The 15,191-nt window shown below is 66.7% G+C and carries 14 protein-coding genes; 9 read left to right on the top strand and 5 right to left on the bottom strand.

The window, feature by feature from the left end; genetic code table 11:
* Positions 1-180: 180 nt before the first annotated feature.
* The 4 genes from rplI to rpsF are packed head-to-tail and all read right to left on the bottom strand — an operon-like array spanning position 181 to position 1,933.
* Positions 181-633: a 50S ribosomal protein L9 gene (gene rplI, locus ITJ67_RS10325; RefSeq protein ID WP_104329922.1), complete on the bottom strand. Its 453-nt coding sequence runs from the start codon at positions 631-633 to the stop codon at positions 181-183.
* Positions 634-645: 12 nt separating this feature from the next.
* Positions 646-906, bottom strand: a complete 261-nt coding sequence (gene rpsR, locus ITJ67_RS10320) for a 30S ribosomal protein S18 (RefSeq protein WP_068482210.1) — start codon at positions 904-906, stop codon at positions 646-648.
* Between the two features lie 38 nt (positions 907-944).
* A complete protein-coding gene (locus ITJ67_RS10315; protein WP_160071207.1) occupies positions 945-1,541 on the bottom strand; it encodes a single-stranded DNA-binding protein in 597 nt (198 codons plus the stop codon).
* A gap of 2 nt (positions 1,542-1,543) precedes the next feature.
* Positions 1,544-1,933 carry a 30S ribosomal protein S6 gene (gene rpsF / locus ITJ67_RS10310; protein ID WP_104244003.1) on the bottom strand — a complete coding sequence of 130 codons (390 nt, stop codon included), beginning with the start codon at positions 1,931-1,933 and terminating at the stop codon, positions 1,544-1,546.
* Positions 1,934-2,160: 227 nt separating this feature from the next.
* Here rpsF and ITJ67_RS10305 point away from each other — a divergent pair, with 227 nt between their 5' ends.
* Entirely contained in the window at positions 2,161-3,627 is a 1,467-nt protein-coding gene (locus ITJ67_RS10305) for a hypothetical protein (RefSeq protein ID WP_160071206.1), read from the top strand.
* Between the two features lie 335 nt (positions 3,628-3,962).
* Here ITJ67_RS10305 and ITJ67_RS10300 read toward each other — a convergent pair whose 3' ends face one another.
* Positions 3,963-5,393 carry a CCA tRNA nucleotidyltransferase gene (locus ITJ67_RS10300; protein ID WP_194677549.1) on the bottom strand — a complete coding sequence of 477 codons (1,431 nt, stop codon included), beginning with the start codon at positions 5,391-5,393 and terminating at the stop codon, positions 3,963-3,965.
* A 92-nt stretch (positions 5,394-5,485) separates the two neighbouring features.
* Between ITJ67_RS10300 and ITJ67_RS10295 the strand changes: the two genes are divergently transcribed.
* The 8 genes from ITJ67_RS10295 (at position 5,486) to ITJ67_RS10260 (ending at position 15,137) form a co-directional block, all read left to right on the top strand.
* Positions 5,486-7,894 carry a DUF6049 family protein gene (locus ITJ67_RS10295; protein WP_194677548.1) on the top strand — a complete coding sequence of 803 codons (2,409 nt, stop codon included), beginning with the start codon at positions 5,486-5,488 and terminating at the stop codon, positions 7,892-7,894.
* A 2-nt stretch (positions 7,895-7,896) separates the two neighbouring features.
* Positions 7,897-9,978, top strand: a complete 2,082-nt coding sequence (gene murJ / locus ITJ67_RS10290; protein WP_160071203.1) for a murein biosynthesis integral membrane protein MurJ — start codon at positions 7,897-7,899, stop codon at positions 9,976-9,978.
* Between the two features lie 71 nt (positions 9,979-10,049).
* Positions 10,050-11,042 carry a thioredoxin-disulfide reductase gene (gene trxB / locus ITJ67_RS10285; RefSeq protein WP_160071202.1) on the top strand — a complete coding sequence of 331 codons (993 nt, stop codon included), beginning with the start codon at positions 10,050-10,052 and terminating at the stop codon, positions 11,040-11,042.
* 91 nt (positions 11,043-11,133) lie between these two features.
* The gene (trxA, locus tag ITJ67_RS10280) at positions 11,134-11,457 is read left to right on the top strand and encodes a thioredoxin (protein ID WP_104244011.1); all 324 of its coding nucleotides are present in this window, start codon (positions 11,134-11,136) and stop codon (positions 11,455-11,457) included.
* A 24-nt stretch (positions 11,458-11,481) separates the two neighbouring features.
* On the top strand, positions 11,482-11,967 hold the full coding sequence (gene ybaK, locus ITJ67_RS10275; protein WP_194677547.1) for a Cys-tRNA(Pro) deacylase: 486 nt from the start codon (positions 11,482-11,484) through the stop codon (positions 11,965-11,967).
* 53 nt (positions 11,968-12,020) lie between these two features.
* The gene (locus ITJ67_RS10270) at positions 12,021-12,680 is read left to right on the top strand and encodes a hypothetical protein (RefSeq protein WP_194677546.1); all 660 of its coding nucleotides are present in this window, start codon (positions 12,021-12,023) and stop codon (positions 12,678-12,680) included.
* Positions 12,681-12,816: 136 nt separating this feature from the next.
* Entirely contained in the window at positions 12,817-14,139 is a 1,323-nt protein-coding gene (locus tag ITJ67_RS10265) for a PLP-dependent aminotransferase family protein (protein WP_194677545.1), read from the top strand.
* Between the two features lie 35 nt (positions 14,140-14,174).
* Entirely contained in the window at positions 14,175-15,137 is a 963-nt protein-coding gene (locus tag ITJ67_RS10260) for a D-alanine--D-alanine ligase family protein (protein ID WP_194677544.1), read from the top strand.
* The last annotated feature ends 54 nt before the right edge of the window (positions 15,138-15,191 follow it).

Raw genomic sequence — 15,191 nt, 5'->3', positions numbered from 1 at the left:
AGGGAACCAGCTGGATGCTGGACTCCGCTGACCTTATAGCGTTCGGTCGCGCATCCACCTCAGACTGGTGCGTGCAGGCCGTGGGGTGCGACTTTGGCCCCGACGCGAGACAGGAACGGCCCCGGACATCGAGATGTCCGGGGCCGTGCTCTGTCGATCAGCTACCGAAGCAGCTTCTGGCTATCGCTGGGCGATGACCTGGAGCTTGACGGTCGCAACGAGGTCGTCACGGAGGCGAACAGTCGCCTCGTGGTTGCCCGTGTACTTGATCGGGTTCGGGAACTCGACCTTGCGCTTGTCGATCTGACCGAGGCCAGCTTCCTCGACTGCGGTCGCGACGTCGGCACCGCGAACGGAACCGAAGAGGCGGCCTTCGGCGCCCGACTTCACGTGAAGCTTGACGAGGGCGGACTCGATCTTGTCCTTGAGCGCCTTCGCCTCTTCGAGGGTTGCGAGCTCGCGTGCGGCACGAGCGGAACGAATCTGCTCAACCTGCTTCTCGCTGCCACGGGACCAGCTGACTGCGTAGCCCTTGGGGACGAGGTAGTTGCGGGCGTACCCGCTCTTGACCTCGATGACGTCACCGGCTGCACCGAGGCCGGAGACCTCGTGCGTAAGAATTACCTTTGCCATGTCGACTACTCCTTAGCGGCCAGAGCCGGCGTAGGGCAGGAGCGCCATTTCACGTGCGTTCTTGACTGCACGTGCGATGAGGCGCTGCTCCTGGACGGAGACGCCGGTGATGCGACGAGCGCGAATCTTTCCGCGCTCCGAGATGAACTTGCGGAGGGTGTTGACATCCTTGTAGTCGATGACTCCGACCCGGATCTGCTTCGCGGGAGCAGCGGGCTTGCCGCCCTTCCCGCGTACACCCTTGCGGCGGTCGCCGCTTGACTTTCCAGCCATTGGGATCTTCTTTCGTTGAGTGTGTTTGCGAGCGCCCTTTAGAAGGGGGGCTCGTCAAAATCGTTCGATGCGCCGGGCGTCGCCCAGCCGGATGCGCCGTTGTCGCGGGGCTGGCCCGCAGGCTGGCCCCATGGCTCGTCCGCCGGGGCGGACTGACGTCCACCTGACGCGTTGCCGTTGCCGTTGCCGCCGCCGTTGCCACCGAAGGAACGCTGCTGGCCACCGCCGAAGCCACCCTGGCCGCCACCCTGCTGTCCGCCGGCGCCGCCGGAGGACGTGCGGGTGAGCTGCGCAGTGGCGTAGCGGAGGCTAGGACCGATCTCCTCGATCTCGAGCTCGATGGAAGTGCGCTTTTCGCCTTCCTTCGTCTCGTAGGAGCGCTGCTTGAGGCGACCCTGCGCGATGACTCGCGAGCCCTTTGAGAGGCTCGAGGCGACATGCTCCGCAAACTCACGCCAGACGCTCGCCCGAAGGAAGAGTGCCTCGCCGTCCTTCCACTCGTTCGCCTGACGGTCGAACACGCGGGGGGTGGATGCGATGGTGAAGTTCGCGACTGCGAGCCCGTTCTGCGTGTACCGCAGCTCGGGGTCAGCCGTGAGGTTGCCCACCACGGTGATGATCGTGTCGCCAGCCATGACTAGGCCTCGGTGGTCGCCGCGGGCTTCGCTGCGATAGCAGCGGCCTTGGCAGCCTTGCGAGCCTCGTCGCGCTTCGCCTCGGAGGCGACGCGAGCGATGGCCTCTTCTGCGCGGAGCACCTTGGTGCGCATGACAGCTTCGGACAGGTTCAGCTGGCGGTCGAGCTCGTTCGCCGTTGCCGAGGTCGACGTGAAGTCAACGACGGCGTAGATGCCTTCGCTCTTCTTGTTGATCTCGTAGGCGAGGCGACGACGGCCCCAGATGTCGGTCTTCTCGATGGTTCCACCGTCATTGCGAATGACGTTGAGGAACTTATCGAGGCTCGGAGCTACGGTGCGCTCGTCGATCTCTGGATCGAGGATCACCATCAACTCATACTGATGCACGATAAACCCACCTCCTTCGGTCTAGAACGGCTGCAGACGATCTGCAGCAGGAGGGTTATTGCGCGTGCCTGGGCAGTTGATCGCTCAGACAACCTGGCAAGCATAGTCGCTTCCGGCTCCTAAATGCCAGTCAATTGGAAGAACTCCCCCACGCGCGAACGAATATGCTCTTTCCAGCACAACCGGCGGCCCCCGTGGTCCGCTGAAACGCACCACTACCTAGGGGAATCATGAGCGATCCAACAGGCGGCGCGGGCGAACGCGACCCGAACGCCCCCGTGCCAAAGAACTCAGCACCGCAAGAGGGCGACGCTGCGGCGTCGCAGGCTCCTCAGGCGTCGTTCGGCGACCAGCCCGGCGGAGCCGAGCAGGGCTCGAGCAATGGCTACGGCGTCGGCAGCAGCTACGGCTCGAGCGGCGACAACTACCAGGCCCCGGGCAACTACACGGCACCTGGCGGCTCCTACGAGGCCCCGGGCGCAGCTTCCGGCTACCAGGGCGGTCAGTCGTCGTACTCAGGGTCGACCGGTTCGAGCGTGCCGAGCGCATCGTCGAACTCTGGCTACTCGACCCCCAGCTACGGCGCTCCGAGCGACACCCCCAGCTACGGTGCTCCGAGCGACAACTCCTACTCGTCGCCGAGCGCCGGCTCGTATACGGGTGACACCTCGTACACGGCACCCTCCGCATCGGGAAGCGACTACGCGGCTCCGAGCTACGGCAGCACTCCCGACTACTCGGCCGGGAACGGCTACGGCAACGACAGCGCACCCGGGTCCTACGGTTCTGCGCCAGCACCCGACGCGTATGGTGCATCCGCGCAGAACAACGCGTACGGCTCCGCTCCGGCGCCCGACGCGTACGGCGCTTCCGGACAGAGCAACGCCTACGGCGCCCCGTCGCAGGACCCGAACGCAGCTCCCGGCGCCTACGGAGCAGCTCCTGCCTACGGAGCAGCCGGTGGTGCTGGCGGAGGCCAGCAGCAGCAGTACGGCAACTACGCCCCGCAGGGCAAGGGCGGCATGAACACGCTGGGACTCATCGCGCTCATCGCCGGTGCCATCAGCCTCCTGATCTCGTTCATCCCGTTCTTCGGCTACTTCGGCATCCTGTTCGCCCTCGTCGGCATCGGCCTGGGCATCGCAGGCCTCGTCGTCAAGCGCTACAACGCGAAGAAGCTCATGGCGATCATCGGCCTCGTGCTGGGTGGCCTCGGCCTCATCGTGGGACCGTTCATCACGACCGCCACGACCGTCGCCGCGGTTGCCGGCTCGGTCGACAGCTCTGTGGATGACTTCCAGCAGGAGCTCGACGACGAGTACTCGACCCTCGACAACGGCTTCCCGTCGGAGGGCGAGATCGATGTCGAGCTCACCGTGACGAGCACCTCGACCACGCCGGTCGACATCACCTACAGCTACGACAACGCCCTCACGGGCGCCGACCGCCAGCAGGTCGACACGGAGGCTCTCGCGAGCGCTGTGCCGTGGTCGGAGTCGGTCACGATGAAGTACAAGGCTGAGTACGGCTACGACAGCTCGTCCGCTTCGGTGTACGCATCCACGAGCGACTACTCGGACACCGCGCAGCTCACCTGCACGCTGACCGTCAACGGCAACGTCGTCGAAGAGGCGACGAGCTCGAGCTACGTCTCCTGCTCGGGCTACAGCCTCGCCGACTACCTGGTCGCCGAGTAGCTCCAGGCATATCGACACGAACGGCCCCCTCTGCGGAGGGGGCCGTTCTGCGTTGCCTGGACAGACCGGAGTTCACCTGGCTGGGCAGAGTTGACCTGGCTGGGCAAGAGTTGACTCGGCAGACCGAACGCGCCTTCCGCCGTCTTCCCTGCCGCATCGCCCCACCTGTGGACGATTCGTGCTGGGTTTGGGTGACCGATGGTGGGTTTCTGCTCGGCGCGTGCTGGCTTTTCACGAGTGATGATGGGTAAAAATCCATCAGCGTCACCGAAAGCCATCACGCACCCCACTGGTGCGACTCCGGCCTGATGCCACTACGGCCTGGCCTGGTGCGGCTACGGGCGATTTTGCTCCCACCAGGCGAGCAGTCGCTGCTTGGCATCGTCGTACTCGAGCGGACCCTCGTCGAGGCGCACCTCGAGCAGGTGCTTGTATGCCTTGCCGACGAGCGGTCCTGGGGCGATCTCGAGGATCGCCATGATCTGCTCCCCGTCGAGGCTCGGACGCACGGAGTCGAGCTCTTCTTTCTCCTGCAGTTCCAGAATGCGCCGCTCGAGGTCGTCGATCGCGAAGAGGAGCCGGTCGGACTTCCGCTGGTTGCGCGTCGTGATGTCGGCGCGGATGAGGATGAGGAGCCGCTGCAGCTCTGGTCCGGCGTCTCGCGCGAAACGTCGCACGGCCGAGTCGGTCCAGCCCGCGCCCTCGTAGTTGAAGACCCGCATGTGGAGTTCGACGAGGCGCGCCACCGACTTGATGGTGTCGTTGTCGAACCGCAGCGCAGTGAGGCGCTTGCGTGCGAGCTTCGCGCCGACGACGTCGTGGTTGTAGAAGGTGACCTTCCGCCCCTCGCCGAAGCGTCGCGTCTTGGGCTTGCCGATGTCGTGCAGCAGCGCGGCGAGGCGCAGGACGAGGTCCGAGTCCGCTCCGGGGTTGCGTTCGCGCTCGAGGCTGATGGCCTGCTCGAGCACCGTGATGGAGTGCTCATAGACGTCCTTGTGCCGGTGCGCGTCATCGCGTTCGAGCTGCAGCGCGGGCAGCTCCGGCAGCACGAGCTCGGCGAGCCCCGTCTCGACGAACAGCTCGAGGCCCGGCCGAGGTGTGTCCGTCTTGAGCAGCTTCACGAGCTCGTCGCGCACTCGTTCCGCAGAGATGTCGAGGATGCGCCGCCGCAGCTCGACGATCGCGTCGAAGGAGTCGCGGTCCAGCTGGAAGCCGAGCTGCGATGTGAACCGCACCGCCCGCAGCATCCGCAGGGGGTCGTCGCCGAACGAGACTGCAGCCTCGATGGGCGTGCGCAGGGTCGTCTCGATGAGGTCTTTCGTGCCGTCGGAGGGGTCGACGAGCGTGAGCGCGGGGAGTTTAAGGGCTAGCGCGTTGACGGTGAAGTCGCGACGATGCAGGTCGCCGTCGATGCTGTCGCCGAACGCCACGACGGGCTTTCGAGATGTCCCGTCGTAGCTGTCGGCCCGGTAGGTCGTGATCTCGACGGTCTCACCGGAGAACCGGGCCCCGATCGTGCCGAACTCGCGACCGATGTCCCAGTGCGCATCCGCGATCGGGGCGACGATGCGGAGGATCTCATCCGGCCGAGCGTTCGTCGTGAAGTCGAGGTCGGTGACGTCCCTTCCGAGGAAGGCATCCCGAACCGGGCCGCCGACCAGGGCGAGCTCGAAGCCCGCGGCCTCGAAGGCGGAGGCGAGCTCGGCGACGGGGGACGCGGTCGCGAGTCCGCGAAGGCGTTCCATGGCGGACTGCACGTTTTGCATCCGCTCATTCTACGAGGCGAGGCGGATGGTCGGCTCGCCACTGAGGGCGCGTTCAGCTCGCCACCTCGCCGTCCGTCCTTACTATGGAGGTCATGGACCACGCACCGCGCGCCGCTGTGCCACGGTTCCTGCGTGCCTGCGCACGCCGGGTTGTCCCTGCGACGCTCCTGGCGTCGGTGCTGGCACTCGGGGTCACCGGTGGCGCGTCAGGTGCACCCACGAACCACACGAGCCCGGCCGCGGTCAGCTCTTCGACGGCCGCGCCGCGGGCCATCGCCGACGCACCGGACGGGCAGGTCTCGATCTTCGCCGCGCCGGCCGACGGCGGTCTCGTGCAGCCCGGCGGACCGCTTGTCGTGGAGCTCGTCGTCGTGAATAAGACGGATGCCGAGCTCCCGCCCGCTCAGCTCGAGCTCGCGGTCGGCTCGTCGACGATCGACACGAGGTTCGCGTTGGATGCGTGGAGCTCCTCGAGCAGCGAGTCCGCGGTCGACCGGCTCGATGTCGTCGCGAGCCTCGCAACCGAGAGCGTTCCGCCAGGAGAGACGGACCTGCTCAACGTCTCCGTTTCCGCGGAGGGGCTGCCCTTCGCCGCCACCGACGACTTCGGGCCTCGTGCCATGGCTGCGACGCTCACGAGTGGTGACGCGAAGCTCGCACAGGCGCGTTCCACGATCGTGCTCAATGGGGCCGCGGCGGCTGAGCCGACGCTCGTCTCGACCGTCGTCCCCATCACCTCCGGCCTGTTCGTCGACGCCGATGAGCCACTGCTCAGCAGTGCGCGACTTGCCGAGCAGACGGCACCGGGCGGGCGCCTCGAGGAGATCCTCGCCGCAGTCGAGGCCAGCCCGAACTCGACCGTCGCGATCGACCCCCGCATCCTGGCTTCGATCCGCGTGCTCGGCTCTGCAGCGCCGCAGTCGGCGCTGACCTGGCTGGACCGGCTGACGGCCCTCGACAACCAGACGTTCGAGCTTCCCTTCGCCGACGCGAGCCTCACACTCCAGTCGCAGTGGGGGGCGCAGCAGCCGCTCGAGGTCACGAACTTCGACTTCGACATCGATCCCGCGAACTTCGCCGATCCCACGGAAACGCAGACGCCCACACCCACGCCCACCGAGAGCGCAGACACGGGGGTGACCACGCCTTCCGAGGACGGGGCCACTGGCACCGACACGGAGGGCAGTGCAGAAGCGTCCGCGTCTCCAGAGGCGACCGCAGCCGACACTCCGGAGCCGACCGCCACGGAGGATCCTGAGCCCGTCGCACCGCCGCTCCCCACGACCGAGAGCCTCGTCAGCTTCCCGTACACGATGAGCGGCGTCGTCTGGCCTCAAGCGGGCACCGTCCAGTCGACGGACCTCGACAAGTTCCGCGGCTGGGGCGGCGAGTCGCTCATCCTGGACGACTCCAACACGGGGGTCAGCACGGATGCGGACTTCACGGAGAGCGCGCAGGCCACGGTCGCCGGGTGGAGCGCGGTGATCGCCGAGAAGACCCTCGACGACGCGATCGACGACGCCGTGCACGCCACCACCGATGAGGAGTGGAACGAGGCGGCCACCCGCATCGCGACCCTGCTGGCCGTCGTGACCCGCGAGCTTCCCTACGAGCCGCGCACGCTGGTCGGCACGGTGACTCGCGACGAGTTCGACGGCGACCGCCTCGCACAGACCCTCCAGTTCGTGGATGGGCTGAGCTGGGCGTCATCGACGCCGCTGACGTTCCCGAGCGATGCGGACACCGGGCGCCGAGAGGCCTCCCTCATCGACGGCAGTGTCGGCGAGACCTCGTTCAACCAGATGACGAGCGTCATGCAGACCATCGAGCGCGCGCAGGTCATCTCGACGATCTTCGACGACCCGCTGGATTACAGCGACCCCGTCAGAGTCGCCGGCATCGGTGCGCTCGCGACCGGATGGGCGACCGTTCCGGCAGAGGCGCAGACCGCCGTCAGCGGACTCCGGGACTACGTCACGCTCACGGAGTCGTACGTGCAGCTCGGCGACACGAGCGAGGCGCTCATCGTGGGCCGCGACACGGAGCTGCCACTCTTCGTGTCCAACGCAGTTCCTAATCGCAAAGTCACCGTGCTCGTCGAGTTGAGGCCGACGACGGGGGCAGTCGAGACCGGCGACGCCGTGGCCCTCACGATCGAGCCGAACTCGATGTCGCGTGTCGGCATCCCCATCAAGGCGATCGCCAACGGCACGACGTACGTCACCGTGAACGTCATGACTCCGGAGGGCGAGCAGCTCTCCTCGACGAAGCAGATCCGCCTGGATGTGCGCGCCGAGTGGGAGAGCATCGCGATCCTCGTCGCGAGCGTCGGCCTGGCCGTGCTCTTCGTCGCGGGTCTCGTGCGCACCATCCGTCGCCGGCGCGCGGCAGTGGCCGGAGCCGGAGCCGAGCCGTCGGACGCGCAGACCTCGGAAGAGGACAGCACCGAAGCTGACGCGGACGGCAAGCACACCGCCGACGCAGCGAAGACCGAGGAGTAGGCATGGCTCAGGGCATCGCGCGGGCGAGCGCGCTCCTGGCATCGGGCACCATGGTGTCTCGCGTGCTGGGCTTCGTGAAGGCCATCGTCATCGCTCAGACGATCGGCGTCATCGGCGTCTCGGCTGACGCGTACGCCGGGGCGAACCAGCTGCCGAGCAACATCTACTCGATCATCTCGGTCGGTCTCCTCAACGCCGTCATCGTGCCGCAGGTTGTCAAGGCGGCGAGACACGAGGACGGCGGGCAGCTCTACGTCAACAGGCTCGTGACCCTCGCCATGGTGCTGCTTGGCGGCCTGACGATCCTCGCGACCGTTGGGGCGCCCATCATCGGTGCGCTCTACGGCGCGAGCCTCAGCCCCGAACAGCTGGGGCTCCTCGTGGCCTTCGCCTACTGGTGCATGCCGCAGATCTTCTTCTACGGCATGTACGCCGTCCTCGGCGAGATCCTCAACGCCCGCGGCCTCTTCGGACCGTTCGCGTGGGCGCCCGTCATCAACAACGTTGTCGGCATCGCAGGCCTGCTGCTGTTCAGCACCGTGTTCGGCGCCGACCCGACTGGCCAGGACAGGATCATCTCGGACTGGGACCCGACGATGATCGCGGTCCTCGGAGGCACGGCAACGGTCGGCGTCGCGATGCAGACGATCGTCCTGCTGTTCTTCTGGCGTCGCGCCGGCCTGCGCTTCGGCCTGGATTTCCAGTTCCGCGGTACCGGCCTGGGACAGGTGGGCCGCCTCGCGGGCTGGACGCTCGGGATGCTCCTCGTCATGCAGCTCGCCGGCCTCGTCGAGACGATCGTCGCCAACGTCGCATTCGGTCGGGCCGCGTCCATCGCGGCCATGCAGAACGCGTTCCTCATCTTCGCGCTTCCGCACGCCGTCATCGCCGTCTCCATCGCCACGGCGTTCTTCACCCGCATGAGCGCGGCGATCAGTGACGGGAAGCCGAAGGACTTCATCCGCGACCTCTCCGAGGGCTCACGCCTCATCGGCATGTTCCTCGTCTTCTCGGGGTTCGGGCTCGCCCTCGTCGCTGTCCCGTTCGCGCGGATCTTCGCATCGACGGATACCGGCATCAACTCGATCGCACTGACACTTGTCGCCTTCCTGGTCGGGCTCATCCCGTTCAGCGGCCTGTTCCTCGTGCAGCGCGCGTTCTACGCGCTCGAGGACACCAAGACGGTGTTCTTCGTGTTCCTGTTCACGGTCCCACTGCACATCTTCGGCATGGCGCTCGCAGCGATCGGGCCGGTGGAGCTCATCGTCGTGGGGCTCGCCCTCATGCAGTCGATCATGTCGACCCTGCGGCTCGCGATCCTGCTCTTCATCCTGCGAAAGCGGATGGGCCAGCTCGACTTCGCGAACATCGCCCGCTCCTACGTGCGCTTCACGATCGCGGCCATCGCTGCATCCATCCCGGCCCTGATCGTCATGATGCTGCTCGGCACGTTCCAGGAGGACGGCTTCCCCCGCTCCGGCATCTTCCAGGCACTCGTCTCGTGCGCGATCGGCGCCGGCATCATGGCCCTCTTCTATTTCCCGCTGCTCTGGCTGCTCAAGTCACCCGAGTTCCGGGGCTTCGCTGGCCCGCTCCTCGCTCGATTCGGCATCAAGCCCGGACCGCCATCGAATCCAGCCCGCCCCGGCGAGAAGGGCCTCGACGAGGATGACCTTCCGCTGTTCCCGGAGACCGTCACCGTTGGCGCGGAGGACTCGGCACCAACGCCATGGAATCTCGCATCCGAGGAGATCGAGCCCGACGCAGCGGACGAACGCCGGCACGCTGAGGAGCAGGAACAGCGCGAGGAGCGAGTCAACGCGGCCTCCTGGGCATTCGGTGGCGCGACGGAGGACCTCTCGACCGCCGGCATCATCCTGCCCATGCACTCTCGGACGACCGAGATCCCGAAGGTCGGCCGCCAGGAACCGCCCCGCACCCGCCGAGAGCGTCGCGAGGAGGAGCGCCGAGCTGTGATCGAGCTGGCCGCCCGCCGTGAAGAAGAGGCGCGTCTCGCCCGTGAGGCCCGGAGCCAGGCCGATGACGACGACGGGCGCGGTTCAACACCTCGTCCGAAGGAATAGTCGCTAGTCTCAACGCGTTTGCCTGTATGTCGAGCCGCGATTCCCGCGACTCGGAGAAGTGCGGAGGACTCATGCGGAACGTCATCATCATCGGTTCAGGCCCCGCCGGCTACACAGCTGCGATCTACGCGGCCCGTGCTGGCCTCAAGCCTGTTGTCATCACCTCGAGCGTCGAAGTCGGCGGCGAGCTCATGAACACGACCGACGTCGAGAACTTCCCGGGCTTCCCCGAGGGCATCCTCGGACCTGACCTCATGGAGCGAATGCAGGCGCAGGCTGAGCGCTTCGGCGCTGAGCTCGTCTACGACGACGTCACGACGGTCGACCTCGACGGCGACGTCAAGAAGGTCTCCACGTCGTACAGCGGCGACTTCGAGGCGCGCACGGTCATCATCTCCACTGGCTCCGCCTACCGGAAGCTGGGCCTCGACGCTGAAGGTCGTCTCTCGGGACGCGGCGTCTCCTGGTGCGCGACCTGCGACGGTGCGTTCTTCAAGGACCAGCACATCGCGGTTGTCGGCGGCGGCGACTCGGCGATGGAGGAGGCGACCTTCCTGACGCGTTTCGCGAGCAAGGTCACGATCATCCACCGTTCCGAGAACCTCCGCGCATCGGTCATCATGCGCGAGCGTGCAGAGCAGAACCCGAAGATCGAGTGGATGCTCAACTCCCGTATCGAGGACATCGCCGGTGAGGCGAGCGTCGAGTCGGCGAGCGTCCTCAACACGGCGACCGACGAGCGCACCGAGCTGCCCGTGACGGGTGTGTTCGTGGCCATCGGCAACGACCCCCGCATCGATCTCTTCAAGGATGTCCTCGACATCACCGAGGAGGGCACGATCTGGGTGGATGGCCGCTCGTCGCGCACGAGCATCCCCGGCGTCTTCGCCGCTGGCGACGTCATCGACCCTCACTATCGTCAGGCCATCACGGCTGCGGGCTCCGGCACGGTCGCGGCGCTCGATGCGGAAGCATTCCTGGCAGCTCTCCCCGAGCCGATCGCACAGGAGTCGGAAGACCAGGCAGCCGCTGCGGTGACGGAGAGCGAAACCGTCATCGTCTGACCGGCCGGAGTGCAGCCAGACTCAATCCGAGCAGGCACTCCGCCCCGAACACCATTCACCACGAAGCACGACAACTCCCACGGAGGTACCAATGTCAGAACCGATCGTCGCCACCACGGCGAACTTCGACCAGATCGTGGCAGACGCCCCGGGTCCCGTCATCGTCGACTTCTGGGCGCCCTGGTGCGGCCCTTGCCGTCAGGTCGCGCCGGTGCTCGATCAGATGAGCGAAGCGCACGAGAACCTCTCCATCGTCAAGGTCAACGTCGATGACGAGCCTGACCTGGCCATGAAGTTCCGCATCACGAGCATCCCGGCCCTCAAGCTGTTCTCGAACGGCGAGGTCGTCAAGGAGGTCGTCGGCGCCTACCCGCGTGCGGCACTCGAGAAGCAGTTCGCCGACTACCTGGGCTAGACCCGACCGGCGAAGGAAGCAGACATGGCGAGGGCGCCGATAACGCCCGCAACGAAGGCGCTCGTCGCTGCCGGGGTCGAGCACGTGGTTCACAGCTACGTGCACGACCCCGGCGTCTCTGCGTTCGGGGCTGAAGCGGCCGCGAAGCTCGGCATCGACGAGGCCCGTGTCTTCAAGACGCTGATCGTGCAACTCGACGAGAAGCAGCTGGCTGTCGCCGTCGTGCCCGTCAGCGGGTCGCTCGACCTGCGCGGGCTCGCTCAGGCGGCTGGCTGCAAGCGCGCGTCGCTCGCCGACACCGCACTCGCAGAGAAGCGAACCGGGTACGTGCGAGGGGGCATCAGCCCGTTCGGGCAGCGGATGCGCCTGCCGACGTACCTCGACGAGTCTGCGTTCGCGTATCCGACGGTCTTCGTCTCCGGCGGACGCCGCGGCCTGGACATCGAGGTCGCGCCGGCGGCGTTCCTGCAGGTTCTCGACGGCCATCGCGCGCCGATCTCGAAGCGCTGACTCTGGGCTCTGAGGCTCTGAGGCTCTGGGACTCGTGACGCTAGCCTGGACCGATGCGCCTGACCCGACCCGCCGTGATCGCGGCATCCTCCCTCCTCGTCCTCACCGGATGTGCAAACACGTCGGAGACAGCTTCCGATTCTCCGGATGCCGAAGCCAGCACGACGACGACGGTCTCGGCCAGCGCGGATCCTGAGCCGACACAGAAGCCAGTGCTCAGTGAGGCCGACGCAGCGGCTCAGTGCCTCGACGCATGGCACCCGGGAGTAGGTTCCGACTTCCAGGCCAACTACGAAGAGACCTTCGGAACCGACCACTATCTTGCGACGACGGCGGCTGGCGAGTGGCGCATCACGCTGCTTCCGAAGCTCAATCGCGAAGCCGAGTGGAACCTCTACTGCGCGACCGGCGGATCCGAGACGGTCGCGCTGAGCAATGGCTACGACGACTGGCCCGCGGCCGACGACGATTCCGATCACGTTCTGACCCGAGGCCAAGCGCTCGAACAGTGTCGGATGGCGACTCGCGACTCGCGCATGGCACTCTACGCTGAGGCCTTCGAGGAGCTGTACCCGAATGAGCTCGCGGTCATCGATTTCGTGGACGGTGAGTGGGCGGTGACGCTGGTGCCGAGCGACACCTCCCGGGCCCCCGACGAGCTGCAGTGCACCTCGGACAGGGCTGTCTTCACCTTCACCGCGCCCGTCTCCTGATGTGTGCGTGAGCTGCGCTCGGACTTCGCCTGCAGCTCACGCACACGAGCCGATCAGTCCACTTCCTGCATGCGGTTCGCGAGACAACGCTCGGCGCGGGCGTATCCTGGGATTTCGACTCTCGCGAAGGAACCCCGTGACGCATCCAGGAGACGTCGGCCCGCAGACAGGCCGAAACCTTGACCCGTGGTACACCAGCTACGCCGACCGCACCGCCGGTCTTGCCGCCAGCGAGGTTCGAGCCCTCTTCGCCGTCGCCTCTCGCCCCGAGGTCGTGTCGCTCGCCGGCGGGATGCCGTTTGTGCAGGCTCTTCCGGAAGAGCTCATCCACTCCGCCTTCTCCACGATGATGCGGGAGCACGGCTCCGAAGCGCTGCAGTACGGGGGCGGCCAGGGCATCCCCGAGGTGCGCGAGCAGATCCTGCAGGTCATGAGCCTCGAAGGCATCAACGACGCGTCAGCGGACGACGTCGTCACGACGACCGGCTCGCAGCATGCCCTCGACCTCGTGTCGAAGCTCTTCCTGAACCCGGGAGATGTCGTCCTCGCGGAGGCGCCCAGCTACGTGGGTGCGCTCGGCACGTTCAAGTCGTACCAGGCGGATGTGGCCCACGTCACGATCGACGACAACGGGCTCATCCCCGAAGCGCTCGAGGAGACCATCGCGCGTCTTCGCGCCGAAGGCCGGACGATCAAGTTCCTGTACACCGTCGCGAACTACAACAACCCGGCTGGCGTCACGATGAGCCTCGAGCGGCGCATCCGCGTGCTGGAGATCTGCAAGCGCGAGCACATCCTGATCCTCGAGGACAACCCCTACGGGCTCCTCTACTTCGACAAGCCCGGCCTGCCCGCGCTGCGTTCGATGGATGCAGAGAACGTCGTGTACCTCGGGTCGTTCTCGAAGATCCTCTCCCCGGGCCTCAGAGTCGGATGGGCGCTCGCACCGCACGCCATCCGCGAGAAGCTGATCCTCGCCGTCGAGGCGTCCATCCTCTCCCCGTCGACGTTCAACCAGTGGGTTGTCACCGAGTACCTGCGTCAGAGCGACTGGCAACAGCAGATCGAGGGCTACCGAGACGTGTACCGGGAGCGTCGCGACGCCATGGACCAGGCCCTGCGGGAGCACCTCCCACAGCTCAGCTGGACGAAGCCAGACGGTGGCTTCTTCGTGTGGGTGCGCCTCACCGAGCAGCTCGACTCGAAGCAGATGCTGCCCCGCGCCGTGAAGGAACTCGTCGCCTACACGCCAGGAACCGCGTTCTTCGCCGACGGCCGCGGGCGCCACGAGATGCGCCTCTCGTTCTGCTACCCGACCCCCGAGCGCATCAAGCTCGGCGTGCGGCGTCTCGCGAACGTCATCAACGGCGAACTCGACCTCGTCGAGACGTTCGGAACGTCGACGCGGCGCGGACCCGACGCGGACCGCGTCAACATGCCGCCGCCCAACATCTCCTGACCGCGGCACCTGACTCTCCTACGAAGGGAACCCCATTGAGCATCGAGGGCCTGCACGTCGTCATCCTCTCCGGTGGCATCTCGCATGAGCGAGACGTGTCGCTGCGATCTGGCAGGCGGGTCGCGGATGCGCTCACCCGAGCGGGCGCAAACGTCACCATCCGCGAACCAGACGCGTCCCTGCTCAGCTTCCTCGAAGAGACGAAGCCAGACGTCGTCTGGCCCCTGTTGCACGGCTCCAGCGGCGAGAACGGCGCCCTGTACTCGCTGCTGCGCGCCGCGCGCATCCCGTACGTGGGATCCCGACCGACGTCCGCGCGGCTCGCGTGGAACAAGGCCACCGCGAAGGCGCTCGCGAAGCGAGCAGGGCTGTCGACTCCGCCCTCGATCGTGCTCGAGAACAGCACGTTCCGTGAACTCGGCGCCGAGGCCGTCATGCGCCTCATCGCGCGCGGCATCGAACTGCCAGCTGTCGTGAAGCCCGTCGAGGGCGGTTCAGCGCAGGGTGTGACATCGGTCTCGACGTTCGAGGAGTTCCCGCAGGCACTCGTCACCGCGTTCACCTACGACGACACGGTGCTCATCGAGAAGCGCATCGAGGGGCGCGAGGTGATGGTCGGTGTGCTCGACCTCGACGGCGAACCGCTTGCCCTGCCCGCGGTCGAAGTCGTGGCCAACAAGGGTGTCTACGACTACGAGGCCCGCTACAACGCCGGTGAGACGACGTACTACGCTCCGGCGAGGCTGTCCGACGAGGAGGCCGAGCGCGTCAGCGAGGCGGCCCTGCACGCGGTCGCGACGATCCGTCTCTCCGATATCGCTCGGGTCGACTTCATCGTCGACGAGGCCGGCGTCGTGTGGTTCCTCGAGGCGGATCCCATCCCCGGGCTCACGGAGACCTCGATCGTGCCCCTCGGCATCGAGGCTGACGACTCCGAGCTCAGCACGATCTACGCGCAGCTCGCCGCGTCAGCCGCTGCACGCGGGCCGCTCGAGTAGCCAGCTTCTCCCTGCAGAACAGAAGAGGTGGATGCGCGCCGACCGCGCATCCAC

This window comes from Pseudoclavibacter sp. VKM Ac-2867, assembly GCF_015351275.1.
GTDB lineage: Bacteria > Actinomycetota > Actinomycetes > Actinomycetales > Microbacteriaceae > Pseudoclavibacter.
The sequence above is the reverse complement of the archived record's forward strand: the minus strand, read 5'-3'. Positions and strand labels throughout refer to the sequence as shown.

Coding starts and splice junctions, on each gene's coding strand:
- rplI (WP_104329922.1), bottom strand. CDS start 633: ATGGCAAAGGTAATTCTTACGCACGAGGTCTCCGGCCTCGGTGCAGCC.
- rpsR (WP_068482210.1), bottom strand. CDS start 906: ATGGCTGGAAAGTCAAGCGGCGACCGCCGCAAGGGTGTACGCGGGAAG.
- ITJ67_RS10315 (WP_160071207.1), bottom strand. CDS start 1,541: ATGGCTGGCGACACGATCATCACCGTGGTGGGCAACCTCACGGCTGAC.
- ITJ67_RS10305 (WP_160071206.1), top strand. CDS start 2,161: ATGAGCGATCCAACAGGCGGCGCGGGCGAACGCGACCCGAACGCCCCC.
- ITJ67_RS10300 (WP_194677549.1), bottom strand. CDS start 5,393: ATGCAAAACGTGCAGTCCGCCATGGAACGCCTTCGCGGACTCGCGACC.
- ITJ67_RS10295 (WP_194677548.1), top strand. CDS start 5,486: ATGGACCACGCACCGCGCGCCGCTGTGCCACGGTTCCTGCGTGCCTGC.
- murJ (WP_160071203.1), top strand. CDS start 7,897: ATGGCTCAGGGCATCGCGCGGGCGAGCGCGCTCCTGGCATCGGGCACC.
- trxB (WP_160071202.1), top strand. CDS start 10,050: ATGCGGAACGTCATCATCATCGGTTCAGGCCCCGCCGGCTACACAGCT.
- trxA (WP_104244011.1), top strand. CDS start 11,134: ATGTCAGAACCGATCGTCGCCACCACGGCGAACTTCGACCAGATCGTG.
- ybaK (WP_194677547.1), top strand. CDS start 11,482: ATGGCGAGGGCGCCGATAACGCCCGCAACGAAGGCGCTCGTCGCTGCC.
- ITJ67_RS10270 (WP_194677546.1), top strand. CDS start 12,021: ATGCGCCTGACCCGACCCGCCGTGATCGCGGCATCCTCCCTCCTCGTC.